Source organism: Streptococcus mitis, from assembly GCF_002096735.1.
Classification (GTDB): domain Bacteria; phylum Bacillota; class Bacilli; order Lactobacillales; family Streptococcaceae; genus Streptococcus; species Streptococcus mitis_CZ.
This window is the reverse complement of sequence record NZ_NCVC01000016.1, coordinates 195613-218968: the sequence shown is the minus strand read 5'-3', so window position 1 is coordinate 218968 and position 23356 is coordinate 195613. Positions and strand designations below refer to the sequence as shown.

The 23356-nt window shown below is 35.7% G+C and carries 27 protein-coding genes and 2 pseudogenes; 24 read left to right on the top strand and 5 right to left on the bottom strand.

Going from position 1 to position 23356, the window contains the following annotated elements; genetic code table 11:
• Positions 1–37 precede the first annotated feature (37 nt).
• The 9 genes from B7703_RS06535 to B7703_RS06495 all read left to right on the top strand — a co-directional run bounded on the left by B7703_RS06535 (position 38) and on the right by B7703_RS06495 (position 8676).
• Positions 38–1141: a Gfo/Idh/MocA family protein gene (locus B7703_RS06535; RefSeq protein ID WP_084924110.1), complete on the top strand. Its 1104-nt coding sequence runs from the start codon at positions 38–40 to the stop codon at positions 1139–1141.
• 171 nt (positions 1142–1312) lie between these two features.
• On the top strand, positions 1313–2011 hold the full coding sequence (locus tag B7703_RS06530) for an N-acetylmannosamine-6-phosphate 2-epimerase (RefSeq protein WP_001135679.1): 699 nt from the start codon (positions 1313–1315) through the stop codon (positions 2009–2011).
• A gap of 113 nt (positions 2012–2124) precedes the next feature.
• Positions 2125–3453, top strand: coding sequence for an ABC transporter substrate-binding protein (locus B7703_RS06525; RefSeq protein ID WP_084924108.1), 1329 nt, complete (start codon positions 2125–2127; stop codon positions 3451–3453).
• A 221-nt stretch (positions 3454–3674) separates the two neighbouring features.
• Positions 3675–4541, top strand: coding sequence for a carbohydrate ABC transporter permease (locus B7703_RS06520; RefSeq protein WP_153198773.1), 867 nt, complete (start codon positions 3675–3677; stop codon positions 4539–4541).
• A gap of 15 nt (positions 4542–4556) precedes the next feature.
• Positions 4557–5396: a carbohydrate ABC transporter permease gene (locus B7703_RS06515; RefSeq protein WP_033676563.1), complete on the top strand. Its 840-nt coding sequence runs from the start codon at positions 4557–4559 to the stop codon at positions 5394–5396.
• 171 nt (positions 5397–5567) lie between these two features.
• Positions 5568–6020 carry a NanQ anomerase/TabA/YiaL family protein gene (locus B7703_RS06510; RefSeq protein WP_000575448.1) on the top strand — a complete coding sequence of 151 codons (453 nt, stop codon included), beginning with the start codon at positions 5568–5570 and terminating at the stop codon, positions 6018–6020.
• Positions 6021–6039: 19 nt separating this feature from the next.
• Positions 6040–6684, top strand: a complete 645-nt coding sequence (locus B7703_RS06505) for a YesL family protein (protein WP_084924107.1) — start codon at positions 6040–6042, stop codon at positions 6682–6684.
• Between the two features lie 172 nt (positions 6685–6856).
• Entirely contained in the window at positions 6857–7774 is a 918-nt protein-coding gene (locus tag B7703_RS06500) for a dihydrodipicolinate synthase family protein (RefSeq protein ID WP_001281495.1), read from the top strand.
• Between the two features lie 17 nt (positions 7775–7791).
• Positions 7792–8676, top strand: a complete 885-nt coding sequence (locus B7703_RS06495) for an ROK family protein (RefSeq protein WP_084924105.1) — start codon at positions 7792–7794, stop codon at positions 8674–8676.
• A 25-nt stretch (positions 8677–8701) separates the two neighbouring features.
• Here the strand turns inward: B7703_RS06495 and B7703_RS06490 are convergent.
• Positions 8702–9396, bottom strand: a pseudogene (locus B7703_RS06490) (IS630 family transposase); the annotation flags it as partial.
• A gap of 144 nt (positions 9397–9540) precedes the next feature.
• On the opposite strand from B7703_RS06490, the gene B7703_RS06485 reads away from it, so the two are divergent.
• Positions 9541–9738 (top strand): DUF5966 family protein, encoded by a 198-nt coding sequence (locus tag B7703_RS06485; protein ID WP_239667053.1) that lies wholly within the window; start codon positions 9541–9543, stop codon positions 9736–9738.
• Positions 9739–9880: 142 nt separating this feature from the next.
• Here B7703_RS06485 and tnpA read toward each other — a convergent pair whose 3' ends face one another.
• The 3 genes from tnpA to B7703_RS06465 all read right to left on the bottom strand — a co-directional run bounded on the left by tnpA (position 9881) and on the right by B7703_RS06465 (position 12602).
• Positions 9881–10345, bottom strand: a complete 465-nt coding sequence (gene tnpA, locus B7703_RS06475) for an IS200/IS605 family transposase (protein WP_084924104.1) — start codon at positions 10343–10345, stop codon at positions 9881–9883.
• A gap of 191 nt (positions 10346–10536) precedes the next feature.
• Positions 10537–11907 carry a sensor histidine kinase gene (locus tag B7703_RS06470; protein ID WP_084924102.1) on the bottom strand — a complete coding sequence of 457 codons (1371 nt, stop codon included), beginning with the start codon at positions 11905–11907 and terminating at the stop codon, positions 10537–10539.
• Positions 11904–12602 carry a response regulator transcription factor gene (locus B7703_RS06465; protein WP_033682226.1) on the bottom strand — a complete coding sequence of 233 codons (699 nt, stop codon included), beginning with the start codon at positions 12600–12602 and terminating at the stop codon, positions 11904–11906. Before B7703_RS06465 ends, B7703_RS06470 begins: the two co-directional genes overlap by 4 nt.
• A 467-nt stretch (positions 12603–13069) precedes the next feature.
• Between B7703_RS06465 and B7703_RS06455 the strand changes: the two genes are divergently transcribed.
• The 14 genes and pseudogenes from B7703_RS06455 to B7703_RS06395 all read left to right on the top strand — a co-directional run bounded on the left by B7703_RS06455 (position 13070) and on the right by B7703_RS06395 (position 22431).
• On the top strand, positions 13070–13981 hold the full coding sequence (locus tag B7703_RS06455) for an ABC transporter ATP-binding protein (RefSeq protein WP_084924100.1): 912 nt from the start codon (positions 13070–13072) through the stop codon (positions 13979–13981).
• Between the two features lie 5 nt (positions 13982–13986).
• The gene (locus B7703_RS06450; protein ID WP_084924099.1) at positions 13987–14736 is read left to right on the top strand and encodes an ABC transporter permease; all 750 of its coding nucleotides are present in this window, start codon (positions 13987–13989) and stop codon (positions 14734–14736) included.
• Positions 14733–15461 carry an ABC transporter permease gene (locus tag B7703_RS06445; protein ID WP_084924097.1) on the top strand — a complete coding sequence of 243 codons (729 nt, stop codon included), beginning with the start codon at positions 14733–14735 and terminating at the stop codon, positions 15459–15461. The genes B7703_RS06450 and B7703_RS06445 overlap by 4 nt, the downstream gene beginning before the upstream one ends.
• A 56-nt stretch (positions 15462–15517) precedes the next feature.
• Positions 15518–15820: a DUF5962 family protein gene (locus tag B7703_RS06440; RefSeq protein ID WP_084924096.1), complete on the top strand. Its 303-nt coding sequence runs from the start codon at positions 15518–15520 to the stop codon at positions 15818–15820.
• 13 nt (positions 15821–15833) lie between these two features.
• Positions 15834–16120: pseudogene (locus tag B7703_RS10100) on the top strand (DUF5966 family protein).
• Between the two features lie 186 nt (positions 16121–16306).
• Complete coding sequence (locus B7703_RS09915; protein WP_158086035.1) at positions 16307–16444, top strand: hypothetical protein; 138 nt, start codon at positions 16307–16309, stop codon at positions 16442–16444.
• A gap of 163 nt (positions 16445–16607) precedes the next feature.
• Entirely contained in the window at positions 16608–17291 is a 684-nt protein-coding gene (locus B7703_RS06430) for a response regulator transcription factor (RefSeq protein ID WP_084924094.1), read from the top strand.
• Positions 17284–18627, top strand: coding sequence for a sensor histidine kinase (locus B7703_RS06425; RefSeq protein ID WP_084924093.1), 1344 nt, complete (start codon positions 17284–17286; stop codon positions 18625–18627). The genes B7703_RS06430 and B7703_RS06425 overlap by 8 nt, the downstream gene beginning before the upstream one ends.
• 171 nt (positions 18628–18798) lie before the next feature.
• Complete coding sequence (locus B7703_RS06420; RefSeq protein WP_084924091.1) at positions 18799–19485, top strand: ABC transporter ATP-binding protein; 687 nt, start codon at positions 18799–18801, stop codon at positions 19483–19485.
• A complete protein-coding gene (locus B7703_RS06415; RefSeq protein WP_000590350.1) occupies positions 19482–20222 on the top strand; it encodes a lantibiotic immunity ABC transporter MutE/EpiE family permease subunit in 741 nt (246 codons plus the stop codon). The genes B7703_RS06420 and B7703_RS06415 overlap by 4 nt, the downstream gene beginning before the upstream one ends.
• Positions 20200–20862, top strand: a complete 663-nt coding sequence (locus B7703_RS06410; protein WP_084924090.1) for an ABC-2 family transporter permease — start codon at positions 20200–20202, stop codon at positions 20860–20862. Before B7703_RS06415 ends, B7703_RS06410 begins: the two co-directional genes overlap by 23 nt.
• Positions 20863–21024: 162 nt before the next feature.
• The gene (locus tag B7703_RS06405) at positions 21025–21687 is read left to right on the top strand and encodes a NisI/SpaI family lantibiotic immunity lipoprotein (protein ID WP_084924088.1); all 663 of its coding nucleotides are present in this window, start codon (positions 21025–21027) and stop codon (positions 21685–21687) included.
• A 116-nt stretch (positions 21688–21803) separates the two neighbouring features.
• Entirely contained in the window at positions 21804–22091 is a 288-nt protein-coding gene (gene relB, locus B7703_RS06400) for a type II toxin-antitoxin system RelB/ParD family antitoxin (RefSeq protein WP_000951986.1), read from the top strand.
• Complete coding sequence (locus B7703_RS06395; protein WP_084924087.1) at positions 22081–22431, top strand: type II toxin-antitoxin system RelE/ParE family toxin; 351 nt, start codon at positions 22081–22083, stop codon at positions 22429–22431. Before relB ends, B7703_RS06395 begins: the two co-directional genes overlap by 11 nt.
• A 61-nt stretch (positions 22432–22492) precedes the next feature.
• Here the strand turns inward: B7703_RS06395 and B7703_RS06390 are convergent, their stop codons facing one another.
• A complete protein-coding gene (locus tag B7703_RS06390) occupies positions 22493–23344 on the bottom strand; it encodes a MurR/RpiR family transcriptional regulator (RefSeq protein ID WP_084924085.1) in 852 nt (283 codons plus the stop codon).
• Positions 23345–23356: the final 12 nt, after the last annotated feature.

The following is a 23356-nucleotide window of genomic DNA, read 5'->3' as shown; positions in this document are numbered from 1 at the left end:
AAATTAGAAAGTTTATTCAATAATAAAGGAGAAAAACATGGTTAAATATGGTGTTGTTGGAACAGGATATTTTGGGGCTGAGTTAGCTCGTTATATGCAAAAGAATGATGGAGCAGAGATTACTCTTCTCTATGATCCAGATAATGCAGAAGCAATTGCAGAAGAATTGGGAGCAAAAGTAGCAAGCTCCTTAGATGAGTTGGTTTCTAGCGATGAAGTAGATTGTGTTATTGTCGCAACTCCAAATAATCTTCATAAAGAACCAGTTATTAAGGCTGCACAACATGGCAAAAATGTTTTCTGTGAAAAACCAATTGCGCTTTCTTATCAAGATTGTCGCGAGATGGTAGATGCATGTAAAGAAAACAATGTAACCTTTATGGCAGGACATATTATGAATTTCTTTAATGGTGTTCATCATGCAAAAGAACTAATTAATCAAGGAGTTATTGGAGACGTTCTATACTGTCACACAGCTCGTAATGGTTGGGAAGAACAACAACCATCAGTATCATGGAAAAAAATCCGTGAAAAATCAGGTGGTCACTTGTATCACCACATCCATGAGTTGGATTGCGTGCAATTCCTTATGGGTGGTATGCCTGAAACTGTAACCATGACAGGTGGAAATGTAGCCCATGAAGGTGAAAATTTCGGTGATGAAGATGATATGATTTTTGTCAATATGGAATTTTCTAATAAGCGTTTTGCCTTGTTAGAATGGGGTTCAGCTTATCGTTGGGGTGAACATTATGTTTTGATTCAAGGAACGAAAGGTGCTATCCGCTTAGACTTATTCAACTGTAAAGGAACTCTTAAGCTAGATGGACAAGAAAGTTATTTCTTGATTCATGAATCGCAAGAAGAAGATGATGATCGGACTCGTATCTATCATAGTACAGAGATGGACGGAGCAATTGCTTATGGTAAACCAGGTAAACGTACTCCATTATGGTTATCATCTGTGATTGACAAAGAAATGCGCTATCTGCATGAGATTATGCAAGGAGCTCCAGTATCGGAAGAGTTTGTAAAACTATTGACAGGTGAAGCTGCTCTAGAAGCGATTGCTACTGCAGATGCTTGTACAAAATCTATGTTTGAAGATCGTAAGGTAAAACTGTCTGAAGTTGTACAATAAACATTGGTATTCTCCTAAAAAATTCAAACAGGCCTGCTGAAAGTACTTTCAGCAGGCCTGTTTGAAATAAATAACTTTTGAAACTGAAATCTATTCTACTACAAAGTATTGAAAGCGCTTCACAAATGATATATAATAAACTCATAAGAACAAAGAAAAGGAGGAAAGAGGATGCCACAGATTACTAAAGAAGCCTTGATTGCACAAATCAAAGATGGAATCATCGTTTCTTGTCAGGCCCTTCCTCACGAACCGCTTTACACAGAAGCGGGAGGAGTCATTCCCTTGCTGGTCAAAGCGGCTGAGCAAGGTGGAGCAGTCGGTATCCGAGCAAACAGTGTTCGCGATATCAAGGAAATCAAGGAGGTTACAAACCTTCCGATTATTGGGATAATTAAACGAGATTATCCACCGCAAGAGCCCTTCATCACGGCTACGATGAAAGAAGTTGATGAATTGGCAGAACTGGACATCGAGGTGATTGCTCTGGATTGTACCAAGCGTGAACGCTATGATGGTTTAGAGATTCAAGAGTTTATTCGTCAGGTTAAGGAAAAATACCCTAACCAGCTCTTGATGGCTGACACAAGTACTTTTGAAGAAGGCCTAGCAGCTGTTGAAGCAGGAATTGACTTTGTCGGAACAACCTTATCAGGATACACATCATACAGTCCAAAGGTGGATGGTCCCGATTTTGAATTAATCAAAAAACTCTGTGATGCTGGTGTAGATGTCATTGCAGAAGGAAAAATTCATACACCAGAACAAGCCAAACAAATCCTAGGATATGGAGTGCGAGGTATTGTTGTTGGTGGCGCTATTACTAGACCAAAAGAGATCACAGAACGCTTTGTTGCTGGTCTCAAATAACACAATCTCAAAAAAGAGGAGAGTGGTGGATGCGTCGGATAAAATGAAAACGTATACAAATGCAAAGAACTCATTATCCAATATGGATACGCTTATCAATTAGGAGAATACAAATGAAATTTAGAAAACTAGCTTGTACAGTACTTGCGGGTGCTGCGGTTCTTGGCCTTGCTGCTTGTGGAAATTCTGGCGGAAGTAAAGATGCTGCAAAATCTGGTAGCGATAGCGGAAAAACAGAAATTACTTGGTGGGCATTCCCAGTCTTCACTCAAGAAAAAACTGGTGACGGTGTTGGAACATATGAAAAATCAATCATCGAAGCTTTTGAAAAAGCAAATCCAGATGTAAAAGTGAAATTAGAAACCATCGACTTCAAGTCAGGTCCTGAAAAAATCACAACAGCTATCGAAGCAGGAACAGCTCCAGACGTACTTTTTGACGCACCAGGACGTATCATCCAATACGGTAAAAACGGTAAATTGGCTGAGCTGAATGATCTCTTCACAGACGAATTCGTCAAAGATGTTAACAATGAAAACATTGTACAAGCAAGTAAAGCTGGAGACAAAGCTTACATGTATCCAATCAGTTCTGCACCATTCTACATGGCCATGAACAAGAAAATGTTGGAAGATGCTGGAGTTGCAAACCTTGTAAAAGAAGGTTGGACAACTGATGATTTTGAAAAAGTTTTGAAAGCGCTTAAAGATAAAGGATATACACCAGGTTCATTGTTCAGTTCTGGTCAAGGGGGAGACCAAGGAACACGTGCCTTCATCTCAAACCTTTACGGCGGTTCTGTAACAGATAAAGATGTAACAAAATATACAACTGATGATCCTAAATTCGTCAAAGGTCTTGAAAAAGCAGCTAGCTGGATTAAAGACGGTTTGTTGAACAACGGTTCACAATTTGACGGTGGAGCAGATATCCAAAACTTTGCCAACGGTCAAACATCTTACACAATCCTTTGGGCACCAGCTCAAAACGGTATCCAAGCTAAACTCTTGGAAGCAAGTAAAGTAGAAGTGGTAGAAGTACCATTCCCATCAGATTCAGGTAAACCAGCTCTTGAATACCTTGTAAACGGATTTGCAGTATTCAACAATAAAGACGACAAGAAAGTTGCAGCATCTAAGAAATTCGTTCAATTCATCGCGGATGACAAAGAATGGGGTCCAAAAGACGTTGTTCGTACAGGTGCCTTCCCAGTTCGTACATCATTTGGCAAACTTTATGAAGACAAACGTATGGAAACAATCAGTGGTTGGACTAAATACTACTCACCATACTACAACACTATCAATGGTTTTGCTGAAATGAGAACACTTTGGTTCCCAATGTTGCAATCTGTATCAAATGGTGACGAAAAACCAGCGGACGCTTTGAAAGCCTTCACTGAAAAAGCTAACGAAACAATTAAAAAAGCTACAAAACAATAAGCACTAAATCAGATTGACTCCTCCCTTTTCCCTGTGCATAGTCTATGTAAGAAAAGGGAGGATTTTGTTTGAAATGTAAGGAACTGTCACGAAATTAAAATGAAGTTCTTACATAAGCGAATCTTAAAAAATTTCATTTTGATTTTAAAACAGTTCAAGAAAATCCAAAATATTCTATTTGTGAAAGAGAGGTGCCGACTGTGAAAGTCAATAAAATTCGTATGCGGGAAACAGTGATTTCCTACGCTTTCCTAGCACCAGTATTATTCTTCTTTGTCATCTTTGTATTGGCTCCTATGATTATGGGATTCATTACAAGTTTCTTTAACTACTCAATGACTAAATTTGAGTTTGTAGGCTTGGACAACTATGTTCGCATGTTTAAAGACCCTGTCTTTATGAAGTCTTTGATCAATACCGTTATTCTGGTTATTGGATCTGTACCAGTTGTTGTTCTATTCTCACTCTTTGTAGCATCTCAGACCTATCATCAAAATGCCATTGCCAGATCCTTCTACCGTTTCGTCTTCTTCCTTCCTGTTGTAACAGGTAGTGTTGCCGTAACAGTTGTTTGGAAATGGATTTATGACCCACTATCAGGGATTCTAAACTTTGTCCTTAAGTCAAGCCACATCATCAGCCAAAACATTTCTTGGTTGGGAGATAAAAACTGGGCGTTGATGGCGATTATGATTATCCTTTTGACTACATCTGTTGGTCAGCCGATTATCCTTTATATCGCTGCCATGGGAAATATTGACAATTCATTGGTGGAAGCAGCTCGGGTTGACGGTGCGACTGAATTGCAAGTTTTCTGGAAGATTAAATGGCCTAGCCTCCTTCCAACAACACTTTACATCGCAATCATTACAACAATCAACTCATTCCAGTGTTTCGCCTTGATTCAGTTGTTGACATCTGGTGGTCCAAACTACTCAACAAGTACACTTATGTACTACCTTTACGAAAAAGCCTTCCAATTGACAGAATACGGTTATGCAAACACTATCGGCGTCTTCTTGGCAGTGATGATCGCTATCGTAAGCTTTGTTCAATTTAAAGTACTTGGAAACGACGTAGAATATTAAAGAAAGGAGACAGCTATGCAATCTACACAAAAGAAACCTTTAACAGCTTTCACTGTTATTTCAACTATTATCTTGCTCTTGTTGACCGTGCTGTTCATCTTTCCGTTCTACTGGATTTTGACAGGTGCCTTCAAGTCACAACCTGATACAATCGTTATTCCACCACAATGGTTCCCTAAAATGCCAACCATGGAAAACTTCCAACAACTTATGGTGCAAAACCCTGCTATGCAGTGGATGTGGAACTCTGTGTTTATTTCATTGGTAACCATGTTCTTAGTCTGTGCGACCTCTTCTCTAGCAGGTTATGTATTGGCTAAAAAACGTTTCTATGGTCAGCGTATTCTCTTTGCCATCTTTATCGCTGCCATGGCACTTCCAAAACAAGTTGTCCTTGTACCATTGGTACGTATCGTCAACTTCATGGGAATCCATGACACTCTTTGGGCAGTTATCTTGCCTTTGATTGGATGGCCATTCGGGGTCTTCCTCATGAAACAATTTAGTGAAAATATCCCAACAGAGTTGCTTGAATCAGCTAAAATCGACGGTTGTGGTGAGATTCGTACCTTCTGGAGCGTAGCCTTCCCGATTGTCAAACCAGGATTTGCAGCCCTTGCAATCTTTACCTTCATCAATACATGGAACGACTACTTCATGCAGTTGGTTATGTTGACTTCACGTCAAAACTTGACCATCTCACTTGGGGTTGCAACTATGCAAGCTGAAATGGCAACCAACTATGGTTTGATCATGGCAGGTGCCGCTCTTGCAGCAGTTCCAATCGTAACAGTATTCCTAGTCTTCCAAAAATCCTTCACTCAGGGTATTACTATGGGAGCGGTCAAAGGTTAAGAAAAGTAAATTGGTGTGTCAAGATTGCGGAAGTGGTCTTGACATGCTATGGAAATATAGAGGTTATAAGTGTCTACAAAATGTTGGGTATTTGCTTACCTTAGATATTTTGTTAGACACTTATCAACTTAAGAATGATTTTAGTTAACTATCAGAAACGAAGGAAAGAGTATGATTTTTGACGATTTGAAAAACATCACCTTTTACAAAGGAATTCATCCTAATCTAGACAAGGCTATCGACTATCTCTATCAACATCGTAAAGATTCTTTCGAGTTAGGAAAGTATGAGATTGACGGGGACAAGGTCTTTCTAGTTGTTCAGGAAAATGTCCTCAATCAAGCTGAAAATGATCAATTTGAGCATCATAAAAACTATGCAGACTTGCATTTGCTGGTAGAAGGACATGAATATTCGAGCTACGGTTCACGTATCAAAGATGAAGCAGTAGCATTCGACGAAGCAAGTGACATTGGCTTTGTTCATTGTCATGAACACTACCCACTCTTGTTGGGTTATCACAATTTTGCGATTTTCTTCCCAGGAGAACCGCACCAGCCGAATGGCTATGCAGGTATGGAAGAGAAGGTTCGCAAATATCTCTTTAAAATTTTGATTGATTAAAAAATCAGGAGGAGCAAACATGGCACAAAAAGGAGTAAGCCTTATCAAGGCAGCATTTGATACAGACAACTTTCTCATGCGTTTTAGTGAGAAGGTATTGGATATCGTGACAGCCAATCTTCTTTTTGTCGTCTCTTGTTTGCCCATTGTGACGATTGGAGTGGCTAAAATTAGCCTCTACGAGACTATGTTTGAGATTAAGAAGAGCAGACGTGTGCCTGTCTTTAGAATCTATTTAAGAGCTTTCAAGCAAAATCTGAAGCTAGGTCTTCAGTTAGGTCTGCTTGAGTTGGGCATTGTTTCATTAAGCATTCTAGATCTTTATCTCTTTTGGGGTCAGACAGCTATGCCTTTCCAAATGGTGAAAGCTATTTGTCTAGGCGTTCTTATCTTCCTCACTATCGTGATGTTGGCTAGCTATCCCATAGCTGCGCGCTATGATTTAACTTGGAAAGAAGTGCTGCAAAAAGGACTTATCTTGGCAAGTTTTAACTTTCCTTGGTTCTTCCTCATGTTAGCTATTCTCTTTCTTATTGTGATGGTTCTTTATCTGTCCGCCTTCAGTTTACTTTTAGGTGGCTCAGCCTTCCTGCTTTTTGGATTTGGACTCTTGGTCTTTCTCCAGACTGGATTGATGGAGAAAATTTTCGCAAAATACCAATAGGATGGCTTGTCTATGAAACTACTTTCAAGCCATAAACATTTCAAAATTCATATCGAAACTAAAATCTAAGTGTACACAAGATATTGAAAGCGTTTTTCATAAGGTGTATACTAAAAACGTAAAGAATAAAACCTGCTTTTAGCAGAAAAAAAGAAATCTTAGGAGAAAATCTATGTCAGATTTAAAAAAATACGAAGGTGTCATTCCAGCCTTCTACGCATGTTATGATGATCAAGGAGAAGTAAGTCCAGAGCGTACGCGTGCCTTGGTTCAATACTTCATTGATAAAGGTGTTCAAGGTCTTTATGTCAATGGTTCTTCTGGTGAATGTATCTACCAAAGCGTTGAAGATCGCAAGTTAATCTTGGAAGAAGTCATGGCAGTTGCCAAAGGTAAATTGACCATCATTGCTCACGTTGCTTGCAACAATACCAAAGATAGTATGGAACTTGCTCGCCACGCAGAAAGCTTGGGTGTAGATGCCATTGCAACGATTCCACCAATTTACTTCCGCTTGCCAGAATACTCAGTTGCTAAATATTGGAACGATATCAGTTCTGCAGCTCCAAATACAGATTACGTGATTTATAACATTCCTCAATTGGCAGGGGTTGCTTTGACTCCAAGCCTTTACACAGAAATGTTGAAAAATCCACGTGTTATCGGTGTTAAGAACTCCTCTATGCCAGTTCAAGATATCCAAACCTTTGTGAGCCTTGGTGGGGAAGACCACATCGTCTTTAATGGTCCAGATGAGCAGTTCCTAGGTGGCCGCCTCATGGGAGCTAAAGCTGGTATCGGTGGTACTTATGGTGCTATGCCAGAACTCTTCTTGAAACTCAATCAGTTGATTGCTGACAAAGACTTGGAAACAGCGCGTGAATTGCAATACGCTATCAATGCAATCATTGGCAAATTGACTGCTGCACATGGAAATATGTATGGTGTGATTAAGGAAGTCTTGAAGATCAATGAAGGCTTGAATATTGGTTCTGTTCGTTCACCATTGACACCAGTGACTGAAGAAGATCGTCCAGTTGTAGAAGCAGCTGCAGCCTTGATTCGTGAAACCAAGGAGCGCTTCCTCTAATCCATAAGGAGGTATTTATGACACACTACGTTGCAATTGATATCGGTGGAACAAATATCAAATATGGTTTGATCGACCAAGAAGGCCAACTTGTTGAATCGCATGAAATGCCAACAGAGGCGCATAAGGGTGGACCTCATATCTTACAAAAAACCAAAGATATCGTAGCCAGCTATTTAGAAAAAGGCCCAGTAGCAGGTGTTGCCATTTCTTCTGCAGGAATGGTGGATCCAGATAAGGGTGAGATTTTCTATGCTGGACCTCAGATTCCCAACTATGCAGGAACCCAGTTCAAGAAGGAAATCGAGACTAGCTTTACTATTCCTTGTGAAATTGAAAATGATGTCAACTGTGCAGGTCTTGCTGAAGCGGTATCTGGTTCAGGCAAGGGAGCGAGTGTGACACTTTGCTTGACCATTGGAACCGGTATCGGTGGTTGCTTGATTATGGATGGGAAAGTCTTCCATGGTTTTAGCAATTCAGCCTGCGAAGTCGGTTATATGCATATGCAGGATGGAGATTTCCAAGACTTGGCCTCTACGACAGCCTTGGTGGAGTATGTAGCAGCAGGTCATGGAGATCCAGCTGATCAGTGGAATGGCAGACGTATCTTTAAGGAAGCCACTGAAGGCAACAAAATTTGCATGGCTGGTATTGACCGCATGGTAGACTATCTAGGAAAAGGTCTGGCAAATATTTGTTATGTGGCCAATCCAGAAGTAGTCATTCTCGGTGGCGGTATTATGGGGCAAGAGGCTATCCTCAAACCAAAAATTCGCACAGCCTTAAAAGATGCCTTGGTGCCAAGCTTAGCAGAAAAAACACGGTTAGAATTTGCCCATCACCAAAATACAGCAGGAATGTTGGGTGCTTACTATCATTTCAAGACAAAACAATCCTAGTTTGGCCCAGCCAAACTAGGATTTTCTAGGTACGACGGGCATATAGTTCATCTGTGTTGTATAGTAAATTGAAACAAGAACAAGACAAAAGAGCCTCAAAAAAAGTATTGCAACTTGGTAATACTTTTTTGAGGTGCTTTTTGATATGAGTCCATGTTTTCTCAATCAGGATTGTACTCAGGTGAGTAGGGAGGAAGAGGTAAAAGTTTATGCCCAAACTCTTCACACAAGAGTTCTAGCTTACCCATTCTATGGAATCTTGCATTATCCATAATAATAACTGATGGTATATTTAATATTGGTAAGAGAAACTTCTGAAACCAAGCTTCAAAAAAGTCGCTCGTCATTGTTTCTTCGTAAGTCATTGGAGCGATTAACTCACTATTTGTTAGCCCTGAAACCAAAGAAATCCTCTGATATCTTCTTCCAGATACTTTACCTCTTATTATCTGACCTTTTAATGAGTGACTATATTCTCGATAAAAATAAGTATCGAATCCTGTTTCATCAATATAAACAGGTACTAGGTGATTTAAACTATTAAAATTTTTAAGAAATAAAGCTACTTTTTCTGGATCTTGTTCATAGTAGGTGTGGTTCTTTTTTTCGAGTGTATCCCATAGCTTTGAGAGCATAGTGGATAGTAGTTGGATGACAGTCAAATTCAGAAGCTATTTCAGTCGAATAAGCGTCTGGATTGTCAGTAAGATGGTTTTTGAGACATCTGCTAGGACGCAGACTTTTATCGTCGCATGGTAGACTAGGAGGAGCCTTATGACAGATTTTCTGATTCTTCCTCTTATTCTCATAGTCGTGGGCATGATTGCCTTGATTCTCTAGATTCTCATAGTTCTGGCTAGTGGATTGTTTTTAATTGGACTAGCCTGTGCTACTCTCTTTACTGAGGTATATGGATTCTATCTTCTCTTTACAGAGACTGAACTTTACACGGAAGATTTAGCACAGAATGGATTATTTGGTTTTACGACTTTCTTTATCATCTTTAACCTTGCTTTGCTTGTCTTGGCAGGTTGGGCAGGGTATAAGTGGAAGATAAGATGAATCATGACCACCCGTCAAACGGGTGGTTTGTCCCAGGGCTATAAGCCCAAATTACCAGCCAGCGCCTAAAGACGCTGGCTTTCACTTTGTTCAAGCCTTATTGCTCTTGACTCGTCACTTGCCTCTCAAAGAGGCTTTAGTATTACTTACCACTATCCCTAAAGGGATCCTCATATTCTTTTACACTCAATTTATCTAGTGCTATATCATGCTTTTCCTGTTCTTGTATATATTTCTTAATTGTGGCTTCATTAAGCCCTACTGTACTTACATAATAACCTTCCGCCCAGAAATGTCGATTCCCAAACTTGTACTTGAGATTGGCGTGTTTGTCAAACATCATGAGTGCACTTTTTCCTTTTAAATAACCCATGAAACTCGAAACACTTATCCTTGGTGGAATACTTACTAACATGTGTACATGGTCTGGCATTAAGTGACCCTCGATAATTTCAACTCCTTTATAACTACACAAGAGATGAAATATTTCGCCTAAACTACTTCGATATTGATTATATATAACTTTTCGTCTATACTTAGGGGTGAACACAATGTGATTCTTACAGTGCCACTTTGTGTGCGATAAACTATGAGCCTTTTGTGCCATATTTTTCTCCTTTCGCTTTACAATTGGCTTGAACACCTTTATTGTATCGCGTTTGGAGTTTTTTGGGTATAACCTTCGACGCGCACCCGCATAGCGGGTGGTTTTTTGTCTCGCACCTAGCGGAGCGAGACGGACTAATAGTCGCATAATAAAATGGAGAAAACTCTAATGGTTCTTCTCCATTTTTTTATCTAATTGGTAATGTTGAAAATTGGAAGTGAAATGATACTTTCAAAGAATTCATTTTGGATACTAGCAAACGAAATAGAGCCCTGATGCAAATCAACAATTTGTTTTGAAATTTTTAGCCCAATTCCAGTCGTTCTAATTTTAGAAATATCAATGTTTTTAAAAGATAATTCATTAAGTTCAGCAATTTTTTTTGGTGAAGCTCCCTGTCCATTATCTTTGATTTCGACAATTACATTTGTATCTTTTTTGAATAAGTGGATTCTTATTGTGCAACCTTTTTCGTTATGCAAAACAGAGTTGTAGATGATATTATGGATAACTCTTGTGATTAAAAACTGCTCAATCATGATAGATTGATTAACAAGTGAATAATCGTAATCAAATTCAAATTCAAAATCATTCCAGATTTCTTGATTTAAAATATGGATGAGAATGTCTTTGAAGAAGGGGATAATTTTTGTTTCAGTCTGATTTAATTGAAGATGACCGGATGAAAGGCGAGCTACTATATTTAAGTCATTTAAAATATTTTGGATGTAATAGGATTCTGTCAATATTGGGCGAATATGTTTTTTAGACTGTGTATCTAGTTCAGAATCATTTAACAAGGAAGCGTTAGAAATGATGACAGAAAGAGGTGTTTTGATATCGTGTGCAATTCCTGAAATCCATTGCTCTTTAAAGACTTCATTCTCTTTGAGTAGAGTATCGGTTTGATTAATTGCAGTTGTAAGATATTCTAGTTCTGATATAGAATTTATTGGATTTTTCAAACCATCTGGGAGATTCTGAATAGCAGTTACAAGAGGCGCAATTTTACGATTGATATGCGTCACACCATAGTAGTAAAGAAAAGCGAAATAAAGACAGTTGAAAAGCAATACTCCAAATGCTACTAGTGGAATCAGGCGAATACTATCTATATCTAAGTAATTATAACTATAACGAGCAATTTTATCTTTTGGAAAACCAACAACAATGATGTAGCCATCTTTTATCTGACTAAAAACAGGATAATCTGAAAGATAATAGCGAGAAAACTGTAAAATGTCCCCATAGTCAAATTGTGAAGGAATTTCTGTAGGTTTATACTGTTCGTACACTTGTTTTCCAGTCTGCTTATCCAATACCATGAGCCATAACTTTTGTTCTCTTAGACTAGAGATATCATTTTTAGGTATGTGGACGTTATTTTTTGTGATGGTAATGTGTTCAGAAATTATTTTCACAGTCTCAGTAGCAGTTTGCTTTTCCCTAATGTAGAAAACAAAGCTGGCAATTAGAATGATATTGGTAATAAAGATAATGATGGAAAAAAAGATAAATTTCTTTAGTGAATACCTTAAAATTTTGGTTTGGTTCATAATCATGATAACAATTTATATCCCAGCCCTTTAGCTGTCTTTAAATATTGAGGTTTTGAAGGATTTTCTTCTATTTTTTCTCGAATTTTCCGAATATGTACAGTCAAAGAGTTTTCATAACCAAAGCTATCCACTCCCCAAATCGTATCACAGAGAGATTCAGTTGAAACGATGTAATTTTTATTATCATAAAGTTTTTTCAAAATCTTAATTTCAATTGGTGTAATAGAAATTTCTGCTCCATTTTTTTGTACTGTTGCATTCCGAAAACTCACCAAAGTCTGTCCAATTTGTATTGCTTCCTGTTCTGATTTATAGCTTCTCCTGAGCAGAGCCATAATACGATAGATAAGATTTTTTGGAATGAAGGGTTTTACGACATAATCATCACCACCAGCATTGAAACCAGCTACCTCATCTTCAGGATTATTTTTGGCAGTCAGAAAGAGGATAGGAGTATCGCCTTTTTTTCGGATATGTTTTGCTAATGTGTAGCCATCACCATCGGGGAGCATAATGTCCAAAAGGAAAAGATCGAACTGTTCTGTTTCAATCATGTCCAAACTAGATTCTATATCATAGGCTGATGTTAGATTGGAAAATCCGTAGGCAGTGAGAATATCTCTTATGGAAGAGTTTAAAATTTTATCGTCATCAATGATAAGGATGTGCTTATTCAGGAGTTGTTGTTCGAAATTCATAATCTTACCTCGCTTATCTATATTATACCATTTAAAAGAATGAAAAAAGCAAGATACTTTAATCTTAATGTAAAATTAAGGTTAGCTTAGTTTAAAATTAATCTAGCATGTCTATAATAAAGACATAACCTAGATAGAGATACTTCTCAAATAAATTTTAATCAGTGAGGTATTTCCAAATGGCTAAACAACAAATGAATCTCGATGAGATTGAAGTAATGAATTTTCTTCAAGAATGAACTCTTGAAGAACTTGATAACGTTCTTGGTGCTGGTAGTGGAATAATTCATTTTATTCAGACAAAACAATGGTAATAGTGAGTCACCAATTAGATATTGTGAATTATGTTGATTCTATCATTTTTGTTGATAAGAGTAATAGAGATGTTATCAAAGATACTCATGATAATTTGATTTATAGAAATCAAAATTATAGAAAATTATTTGGTTTAAAGGAGGAAGTTCATAATGATTAGTAATGTTTTACAGATAAAAAACTTACAAAAGGCATTTAAGGACACTCAGGTAGTTAACCTTAGTTCCTTATCAGTTCAACAAGGTGAGATTTATGGTTTTCTAGGTCCAAATGGAGCTGGTAAAACAACCACAATGAAGATGATTTTGTCTTTGATTTCTCGTACAGCTGGGGAGATTGAAGTGTTCGGTCAATCTATAGGTACGGACAAGCAGTATCTTAATCAAATTGGCTCTATGATTGAAGAACCGTCTTATTATCCTAATTTGACAGGCTATGAAAATCTCTTGGTCTTCCAAAAAATCCTTGGATTTGATCAGAAAAATATTCAGGAAACATTGAAAATTGTTGGGTTAGATCAACCTAAAAACAAGAAAAAATTGGTTAAAGATTATTCACTGGGTATGAAACAGCGTTTGGCTTTAGCCTTTGCCTTAGTCAAGAAACCGCGTTTGTTGATACTGGATGAGCCAACAAACGGGCTAGACCCAGCAGGGATTCATGAAATTCGGGAACTGATTATCAAGTTGGCAAAAGAACAGGACATTACTGTCTTCATCTCTACCCATATCCTTTCTGAAGTAGAGCATATAGCTGACCGTGTGGGGATTATCAATCATGGTCAACTGGTTTACGAGGGAGAAATTCGTAAAATTCAGTCCAATAAATGGCTGGAAGTGCGTGGGGATTTTAGAGGTCGACGTGAAGTCATTAGCCAAGTGTTATTTGGTTATCCGTGCAAGATGTTGGAGATACAAGAGGATAAACTCAAGCTGACTAACCTTGCCGATCAGCAGATTTCTAGTTTGTTACGAGATTTAATAGTCGAGAAAGTTCCAATTTATGAAGTGAAGCAAGAACAAGAAACCTTGGAATCTATCTTCCTCAACTTAACCAAGGAGTGAGTCTTATGTTGAATAATTTGTCTATTGAATTGCTCAAGGCAAAACGAACCAAATCCTTCCTCATTAGCATACTAGTTATGGGAGTCGGATTTGCTTGGGCAATTGCAGCCGCTACACGCTACCTAAGTAATCCAGACATGCACCAGATTAGCCTAATTTTCTATATGATAAAAGAAGTAAATGGCTTGATTCTCCCTATTGTGATTTCTCTCTTTGTATCGCGGATTGTCAAGAACGAGAAGGAGGGCAACACTTTCAAACTGCTTTTGGCAAATGGTGAAAATGTACGGCATATCTTTCTGAGTAAGCTTGGCCTGACTATGTTCATTTTGACCTTTCTCGCTTTTTTGGAGGGAGTAGTAGCCCAGTTGATTGCAATCTTATCAGGTTTAGAAATGCCTGTTAGCCTAATCCTCTGGCAAATCGTCATTTTCTTGCTAGCCTCTTTTGTCTTAACCTGTCTGTTTTTGACTTTGCAGTTTTTAGTGAAGAAGCAGGCATTGATGCTGGCATTAGGGGTTTTCGGAGGATTTCTTGGAGTTGGATTTGGTCATGCACCAGCTTTTCTACAGCTGATTTTCCCTTTTGGTGGTATAGGATATCTGTCTCTGGTGGATTACCAGCAAGTCGCCAGTCAAGTGAGTTATGTTTTTGCGACAAACCTAGGATTTAAACTATTTACATATTTGCCAATAGCCCTAATCTATCTCTTCTTATCTCTCTATCTGGTTGAAAAGAAAGGAGGTAAGCTATGATGTCTTATCTATCAGTAGAATGGCGGAAAACTAAAAAATTTTCCATGTTGATGATTGGTATTTGCTTCTTAGCTTTTTGTAGCCTGATTGGTCTTGGGATTTACTTTGGTGCAGCTTATTCTATGGTTGAAGAAAGTGAAAAAGTGCCTGTTTTATGGGGACAATTGACCTTCTATTATAGCCAGCTTTTCTTTCCGATTTTGGTCAGCCTTTATGTAGCCATGATGTTAGGAAAAGAGTTTGATAGAAAAAATATTGAATTTCTCAGAGCTAATAATGTCAGTCTTGGGAAATTATTGTTGGCAAAAGAAATAGTAATTATCTTGTTTATTGCTGTTTTACAGTTGTTCTTGTTTGGTATTTTTTATGTCAGTGCTCACCTAGCTCATTTAGAAATTTCTAATTTATTCACCTACCTCAAGTGGGATTTATTGGGGATTTTTGGAACAATTAGTATGATGGCAGTACAGTTTTTTGTGACAGCTAAAACTCGTGTTTTCAGTAAATCTGTGGGAATTGGTGCTATTGGTACTTTCGTAGGATTTATGATGATTTTTGTATCAGATAAATTATCTTTAATCTATCCCTACTCCCAAGCTATGGTGGCAATGCGGTCACGGAATTTGATAGACTTTAATTTAGTGGAAATATTGCTGTTTATCATTGTAAATATTCTTCTGTGGGGGATTTTTCATATATTGAGTAATAAAGAATTGCATAAGTAATGCGAAGACTCTTCGGAGTCTTTTTCTTATGATAAAAGCTCCAAGCTTTATCTGGTATGCTTGACCTAGTTTTTATAGAAAGAAGGTCTAATTATCAATTAGAAGAGGCTTTGGTACAGGGATTTCAAACACCTGAAGAATACCAAGCCTACAAGGAGTTAAAGGAACATTATGAGGAAGTGACATGCGATTACAGCTTTTCTAAACGAGAACTCACTAGTCAATTGGAAATCGCTCTTCAAAATCATAGAGGCGAGGACTTTGAAGAACATGACAAAGAGGAGTATTTGGACTTAGTTCAAAAATTAGAAGAGTTTGATTCCTCTCTTGCCATCCATTATCGTCAATTGATTGACTAGAAAGGAGAAAGTCATGAATGATTTACTCCTTATCCCAGTAATTTTTTAGCAGTAGGAGGAATTCTCATTCTTTTATGGAGACTCTTTCTTATTGCAAGTGGACTTTTCCTTATTGGTTTTGTCAGTTTTCTTATTTTCGTTGAGGGCTATTGAATTTATCTTCTCTTTACAGAGACTTAACCTTACACGGCAGATTTAGCTCAAAATGGATTATTTAGTTTTACGACTTTCTTTATCATCTTTAATTTAGTTTTACTTGCTTTAGCATGCTGGACAGGATATAAGTGGAAGAAAGAATAGAAAATAGTCTTAACAAGTTCAAAATTTATTCCGCTTTTTAGGACATGAAAAATTTTAGAAATTGATTCTTTCTTAAATTTGAATTTCACTAGTAGTGTAAAGATGATTTTTTCTCTGAATAAAATCTGAATTTTCTCTGATATAATCTCAAATGTCAAGGTTCAATAATTGTTGCTTCAGTAGGTGATGGTAAATAATCAAGAATCATTGGAACATTACCTTGGAGAACTTAAGGAGAAGGATTATTCACATATAGATGGGAAAGTTACGGATATTCTTGCTGGATTAGAAATGACATTGATGGCACTCAAATTAGATTATTAAATATTACGAATTTTGTTCAAGATAGTGTAAAATAGATTTGTACTAGTTTCTAAAAATTTAATTTAATAAATAAGAAACATTACAAATTGATGCATTGAAACTATTCTTTGTCAAGAATACGGAGCTTTTCAGATAGTTCTCTAAAATTTTTTGAGGTGATAGAATGTATAAGATATTAGTTGTAGATGACGATTTTGAAATTTTGAAACTGATGCGAACTATTTTAGAGATGAAAAACTATCAGGTAACGACGTATCAAGAAGTCACCGTACCAATCAATACTAATAATTTCAAAGGATTTGATTTGATTTTATTAGATGTAATGATGCCTAATATAGATGGTATGCAAATTTGTAAGCAGATTAGAAATAAAGTAAGCTCCCCTATTATTTTTGTTAGTGCAAAAGATACCGAGGATGATATAGTATCAGGATTGAATTTAGGAGGAGATGACTATATTACAAAACCTTTCAGCATCAATCAATTAACTGCCAAAGTTGCTGCAAATCTCAAACGAGAAGAACGATACAAACAAGGTGAATTAAGTAATCAAATTGTTCGAGAATTATCTCCAATAACGATTTATTTACAAGAAAAAATTGTTTGTATTAATGGAGATAGTCTTGCCTTTACAAGTAGGGAATATGATATCATAGAGCTATTATCTAGCAATCCAAGAAAGATTTTTACTGTACAAGATATATATGAAAACGTTTATGATGATGATGCTGAAACCCTCTTTCGTTCAATATCTGAGTATATCTATCAAATAAGATTAAAATTCTCATCCTATGGAATTAATCCTATAAAAACAGTTAGAGGTATGGGATACAAGTGGCATGATTAAGAAGAATAGTACAATTAGAGGACGTATAATAAGGACTGTTTTAGAACTAGTAACAGGTACGTTACTGGGTATACTTTTATTTTTTATATTTACTTATTTACTTGTTTTTACAAGACAATTAAATGTATACGACTCTAAAATTGAAATTTCAGTGAGAGATACCAGCAATTTAAGTGATGTAGTTCAAGCAATGAATAACTCTATATTTGACTATGTTGTATTTAATCGCAAGACAGGTACAATTGAAGAGGGTAATTATCAAAAAAAGGATTTACCTGCCTATCGAGAAGTTTTTGCTAAAAATGAATCTGTAAGTAATAGTGAGGTGTATTATGGGTATTATGCTAATTCAGAGATTGTACTTACTGTCAGGCAACCCATGATACCTGAGTTTGTTAATCCGAATTTGCGTCACATTTCATTTAATCTATTTTCTTATTTATTTTTCTTCGTTTTCGAAACGATTTTACTCATTTGGTCACTTACAAGATTAATAAAAGAATTTTCAAAAAATTTTCTACTTATACAAAAAAAAGCTTTAAACATGGGGCAGTTAACATTTAAAGAAAAAAACATTCCCGCTCAAATACAAGAGTTCGATGAAATTCTCTCTGTATTATATCAAAAGGACGACGAGTTAACTAATTTACTCAAATCAGAGAGAAGGGAGAAGGAAGATTTATCTTTTCAAGTTGGTGCATTAGCTCATGATGTAAAAACTCCTTTAACAGTACTAAAGGGAAATTTAGAGTTGCTTGAGTTAACTAACCTGACTGATCAACAGAAGGAATATACTCAGTCAATGAATAACAGTATAGTGATTTTTGAAAGATACTTTAGTTCAATGATTGATTATTCAAGATTACTAATTGAAGATAAAGATTATGGGGAACAGATATATTTACCTGATTTTTTAAGTGATCTGTCAGTAGAGGCGAAATCTGTAATGAATAATGCAAAGGTTGATTTCAAAATTATTAATACTACAAAGTTAATGTTTTTTAAGGGAAATCGTTTTAATTTAAATAGGGCATTAATTAATATTTTAGCAAATGCAGCAAGATATAGTTCTGGAGAAAAAAAAGTTACTCTTACTATCATTGAGGAAACAGAGTATATTAATTTTGGAGTGTGGAACAATGGTCTCCCTTTTACTGAACAGTCCTTATTAAATGCAGATAAGTTGTTTTATACTGAGAATAAAGGTAGGAATAATAAGCACTATGGTTTAGGGTTAGCATTTGCTAAACAAGTTGCAACTAGACATTTTGGAGAATTGTTTTTATCAAATCCAGATAGAGGTGGTGCTCAAGTGACGTTGCTTATTAAAAAATAATTCTATAGGGATATATTAGATACCTTCCACATAATAGTTATGTATATAAAAATAGATAATCTTCTAAATTGAGGAATATCTATTTTTTTATTTTTTAAAATTGAAAAGTCTGAACAAATTTTGAAAAATAAAGTGTAACATACAAGTATAAAACAAGGAGGAATTATAGTTATGAATATACAAGTTCAAAAACTTAGAAAATCATATAAGGATAGAGAAGTGCTGAAAAATATTTCTTTTGAAATAAAAGAGGGAAGTATTTGTGGATTATTAGGTATCAATGGTGCAGGAAAATCAACAATTATGAAGATTATTTTTGGTCTTGAAAACGCTGACAGTGGTGCGATTGTTTTTAATGGAGGAAAAAATGCGGGCAAATATGAGATTGGAGCGCTTATTGAAACTCCTGCTATCTATATGAACTTATCTGCTTTTGATAATTTAAAAACAAGAGCATTGTTATATGACATTTCTGACGAACGAATTAATGAAGTATTAAACTTGATTGGGCTATCTAATACGGGAAAGAAAAAAGCAGGGAGCTTTTCTTTAGGTATGAAACAACGTTTGGGATTAGGTATGGCAATAATTACTAGTCCAGATTTGCTCATTTTAGATGAACCTACCAATGGATTGGATCCAGATGGTATAAAGGAATTATTGAATTTAATGATTTCTTTAAAGAAATCAGGAATGACAATTCTTTTATCTAGCCATCAACTGTATGAAGTTAGTAAAGTGGCAGATAAAATTGTTATTTTACATGATGGTCAAATTGTTTACGACGGTTCGAATGTTCAAAGTGATGATTTAGAATCTTTATTTTTTAGAATTGTTCATGGAGGTGACGCAATATGATAAAAATATTTAAATCAGAATGGTTAAAACAGCGAAAAAATACATCCAAAAAATTCTTGATAATAGCTCCTGGCTTGTCGATTTTAATAGCTGTATTACTTGTTGGACCGAGTATTCTAGAAAGTTTTTCAATATATTGGTGGGAAGCCGTCTTTTTGTACACGCTTATTGGATTGTTATTTTTATATGATTATAAAGCAGAAGAAGCTGCAGGAAACTTCCAGAATATATACTTTCGAAATGATAGCATAAAAATATATATCGTAAAGATACTTTTAAAATTAAAAGATTTACTCATTTCGAACGTATGGTTTTTAGCTATATTATTATTTACAAGTAATTTTTTGTATGGCGACTTAATATCATTGAATATAATTGGTGACTTAATTTGTTTAGTACTTATTTCGATAACATCCATATGGGTATTGCCACTCTTGTATCTATTTTCGAAACGGATCAACCCCTATATCTTAGTATCTATTAACTCCTTGATTTGTTTTTTGGTTGCACCTTTTATCGCTCAAAGTAGCTTTTGGTTCTTCTTTCCTTTTACATATCATTATAAAATTGCTTATAGTCTTATGTATATAAAACCGTCAGGAGATTTAGATTTAACAAATCATGTAACAGACGTTAAAATGGTAGTATTTACCGTATTTCTATCATTGATTCTATTTATTGTTTCTTTGTTAATGTTAAATTGGAGGTTAAGTAATGATCCAATTGCTAAAAAGTGAAATGATTAAATTTAAAGGTTCGTATCAACTATACATTATTTTGATTTTGTCTACTATACAACTATTGACAATTCCAATTTACATATTATCTGTAAATAACACAATTGTATTGGAAAATATTATCTTTTTACCCATGTTAGGCTATTGTATGATAACTACGATAATCACTTTATTAGTATCTGAACAAGAAATCAATGCTAATAATTATCAGAATATTAAGAGTGGGAGAAATATATCCAGTATATGGGGAGCGAAACTTTTTGTGTTAGATTTACTACTATCTTTACTCACTATTCCTTTATGGATAGTTGTAGGTATAGAGTTAGAACACTTTTCATATTATTTTTACGTAGGAATAGTTAGTTGGTTATTACTAATATTGCTAAATCATTTCCACATGCTATTGACATTGTTTATTGCGAAAGGTGGAAATTTACTTTTAGCCGTTGTAGAAAGTTTATTTATATTATTTGCAACAAATAAAGTTTTTCTTAATATTTTTTGGATTCCAGTAATTTTACCAGTTAATATAATTTTAGAAAATAATTTTAGAAGCACAACCAATTTATTAGTTTTAACTTTTTATGTTGTATTATTGTTTGTTGCTAATTTAGTAGTTGTGAGCAGAAAAGGTGTTTAATTATATATTCTGATGGAAATAAAGGGAGTGTTAAATTTTTGGATGGAAGTTTGGGAATTGTTTTGACTTTACTTCATATCCAAAATAAGTCTGTAAAGACATATTGGAGAGAGGCGTTATTGATTTTTGATAATTTAACTATAGAAAATTAGGAGGAGAACTATGAAATTCAAAAAGATCTATCTTTCCGTCATTTTTTTCTTAAGTTTACTTGGATTGACTGGATGCACATATGAGAAGTATGATGTTAAATTTCTCGACTCAAGTTATAATCGATTTGATTATAAAGGAGAGCATTATGGTGTAACTAATCAATTAATTTCATATGAAGATATTGAAAGTAAAGTAAGCAATCATGATGATACTTATGAAATATCTTACGATGATTCCAATAATGAAATAAAGAATGATTTGTTGGAGATTGGTGACTTATATCAGACCAAGAGTAGAGAATTTGCCATAAAAATTGATAGTACTTTCTATAAATGTAGACTACTTGATAATATTTCTAAAGAAGAACTCCTAAAAGTTTCTGACTTATTTTATGTTCACTTAGTAGGAGGATTGGCTATCAATGAGCAAGAAGCCAGAGAGTTGAAGATAGGGGAACAATCATTTACAATTACCGAAGAAATTATTCCAAAAGAAGAGCTTAGTGCTACAGTTGCTAACTTAGATAATCAAGTGAAGTCTGTCACTAGATTATCAGGGGAGCATGAAAGTTGGAAATATGGAGAAATTTGTTCTTTAAAAAATCAGTCTATCCATGAGAAAGTAGCAGTTAAATTGAATGGAGAATATCATTTGGCTTTCTTTAGAAGTTAGTTTGTATATTAGATATGTGACACAAAAATTTTTTCCAGCATCTTTCAAATCAAATTCCCTTGACTTTCTTTATAATTGTGAGATAATAAGTAAAATATATAAAGGAGTTATATAAAATGGCTATAGCGAATTCAAGTAAAATTGTGACCTTCCAAGCTAATAGAGAATTAGTAAATGATGCCATGGAAGTGTTAAAAGAAAAAAATCTCTCTCTTTCATCGGCACTTAGATTATTTTTAAAGAATGTTGCCGTAACAAATGAAGTAGATTTACTGAGTGAAGAGGAATTGGAGAAGGAGTATTTGTTTAGACAATTACAAGCAGAAGTTCAAGAAAGTTATGCCAAGATTGAGGCTGGAAATTACTTGACAGATGAGGATGTCGTGACACGCTATGGATTATAAAAAATATCGGATTTTGTATTCTCCTAGAGTTATTGATAGTCTGGATAAAATATATCAGTATATAGCGGAGGAAATCGGTTCTGTAGAGGCTGCGAGACGAAAAGTAGCCAATATTAGAAAGGATATTAATCGGCTAGAAATTTTCCCCCAAGCTGGATTTGATGCCGATGAAAAATTTGGTAAGAAATTAGATCCTCACTATAAAACGCGAGGATTGACCTTGAGTAAGGATTACATCGTATTATATACAATTGTTGAGGATACTGTCAGACTTGCTTATTTACTCCCTTCAAAAAGTGATTATATGAAATTATTTAAGACTAAGTCAAGATACGACTAATTCATAATCTAGAAGAGGGATGTTTGGTGATGAATAAAAATCCTAGTTTGGTTGAACCAAACTAGGATTTTCTGACGCGTTTTTGTCTACGATAGCCGTTGAGTTTTTTATTTTCCCAATAGCTATTAAAAATCTTTTCCTTGCTTTCACGATTGAATTCTAAAAAGTAGGCATAAATCAAATCGATAAAGAAGAGCATTGGAAGTTGAGCGGATATTCGTTGGATGTAGGATGACTGGCTGTGGCTAGCAACAAGAACAGTCTCTGTATAGGCCTGACTATCTTTATTGGGAACACTTGTAAAGAGTACAGTCTTTGCTCCCATCTCCTTAGCATCTAATAGACTATCTAAAATAGAAGGAGTTGTGCCAGAAAGGGAGAAACCAAGTACGAGACAATTCTCATCCATAATGCTGGTTGTCCAAGCAAAACCGTCTTGGTCGGTCAAGGCCTCGCAGACCACACCTAGACGCATGAAACGCAATTTCATTTCACGAGCGACAAGGCCAGAACTACCTGTTCCAAAGAAGTAGACACGATCAGCATCTTCGATTAACTGGGCGATTCGTTCAAGTTGTTCTTCGTCAATCAAGTCCTGTGTCTGCTCTCGCATGTGACTATAGCTTCTAAGAACTCGGTTTGTTAAAGGACTATGTTTGTAAGAATGAGTGTCCTGTTCATTTGCTTGGTGTTGGTATTGGAAAATAAATTCTCGATAGCCTGTAAAGCCACACTTTTTAGCAAAACGGGTCAAAGCAGCTTGGGAGATATGTAATTTTTGAGTGACCTGCTGGGAGGAAAGGTCATCTTGGATGGTTTCAGCTTGCAAAAAATAGCGAGCGATTTCGTGCTCTAAATCTGTCATTTCTTCGAAATGTGAATCAATGAGGGTTGCTATATCTGGTTTGTCCATAGGGAAGGCTCC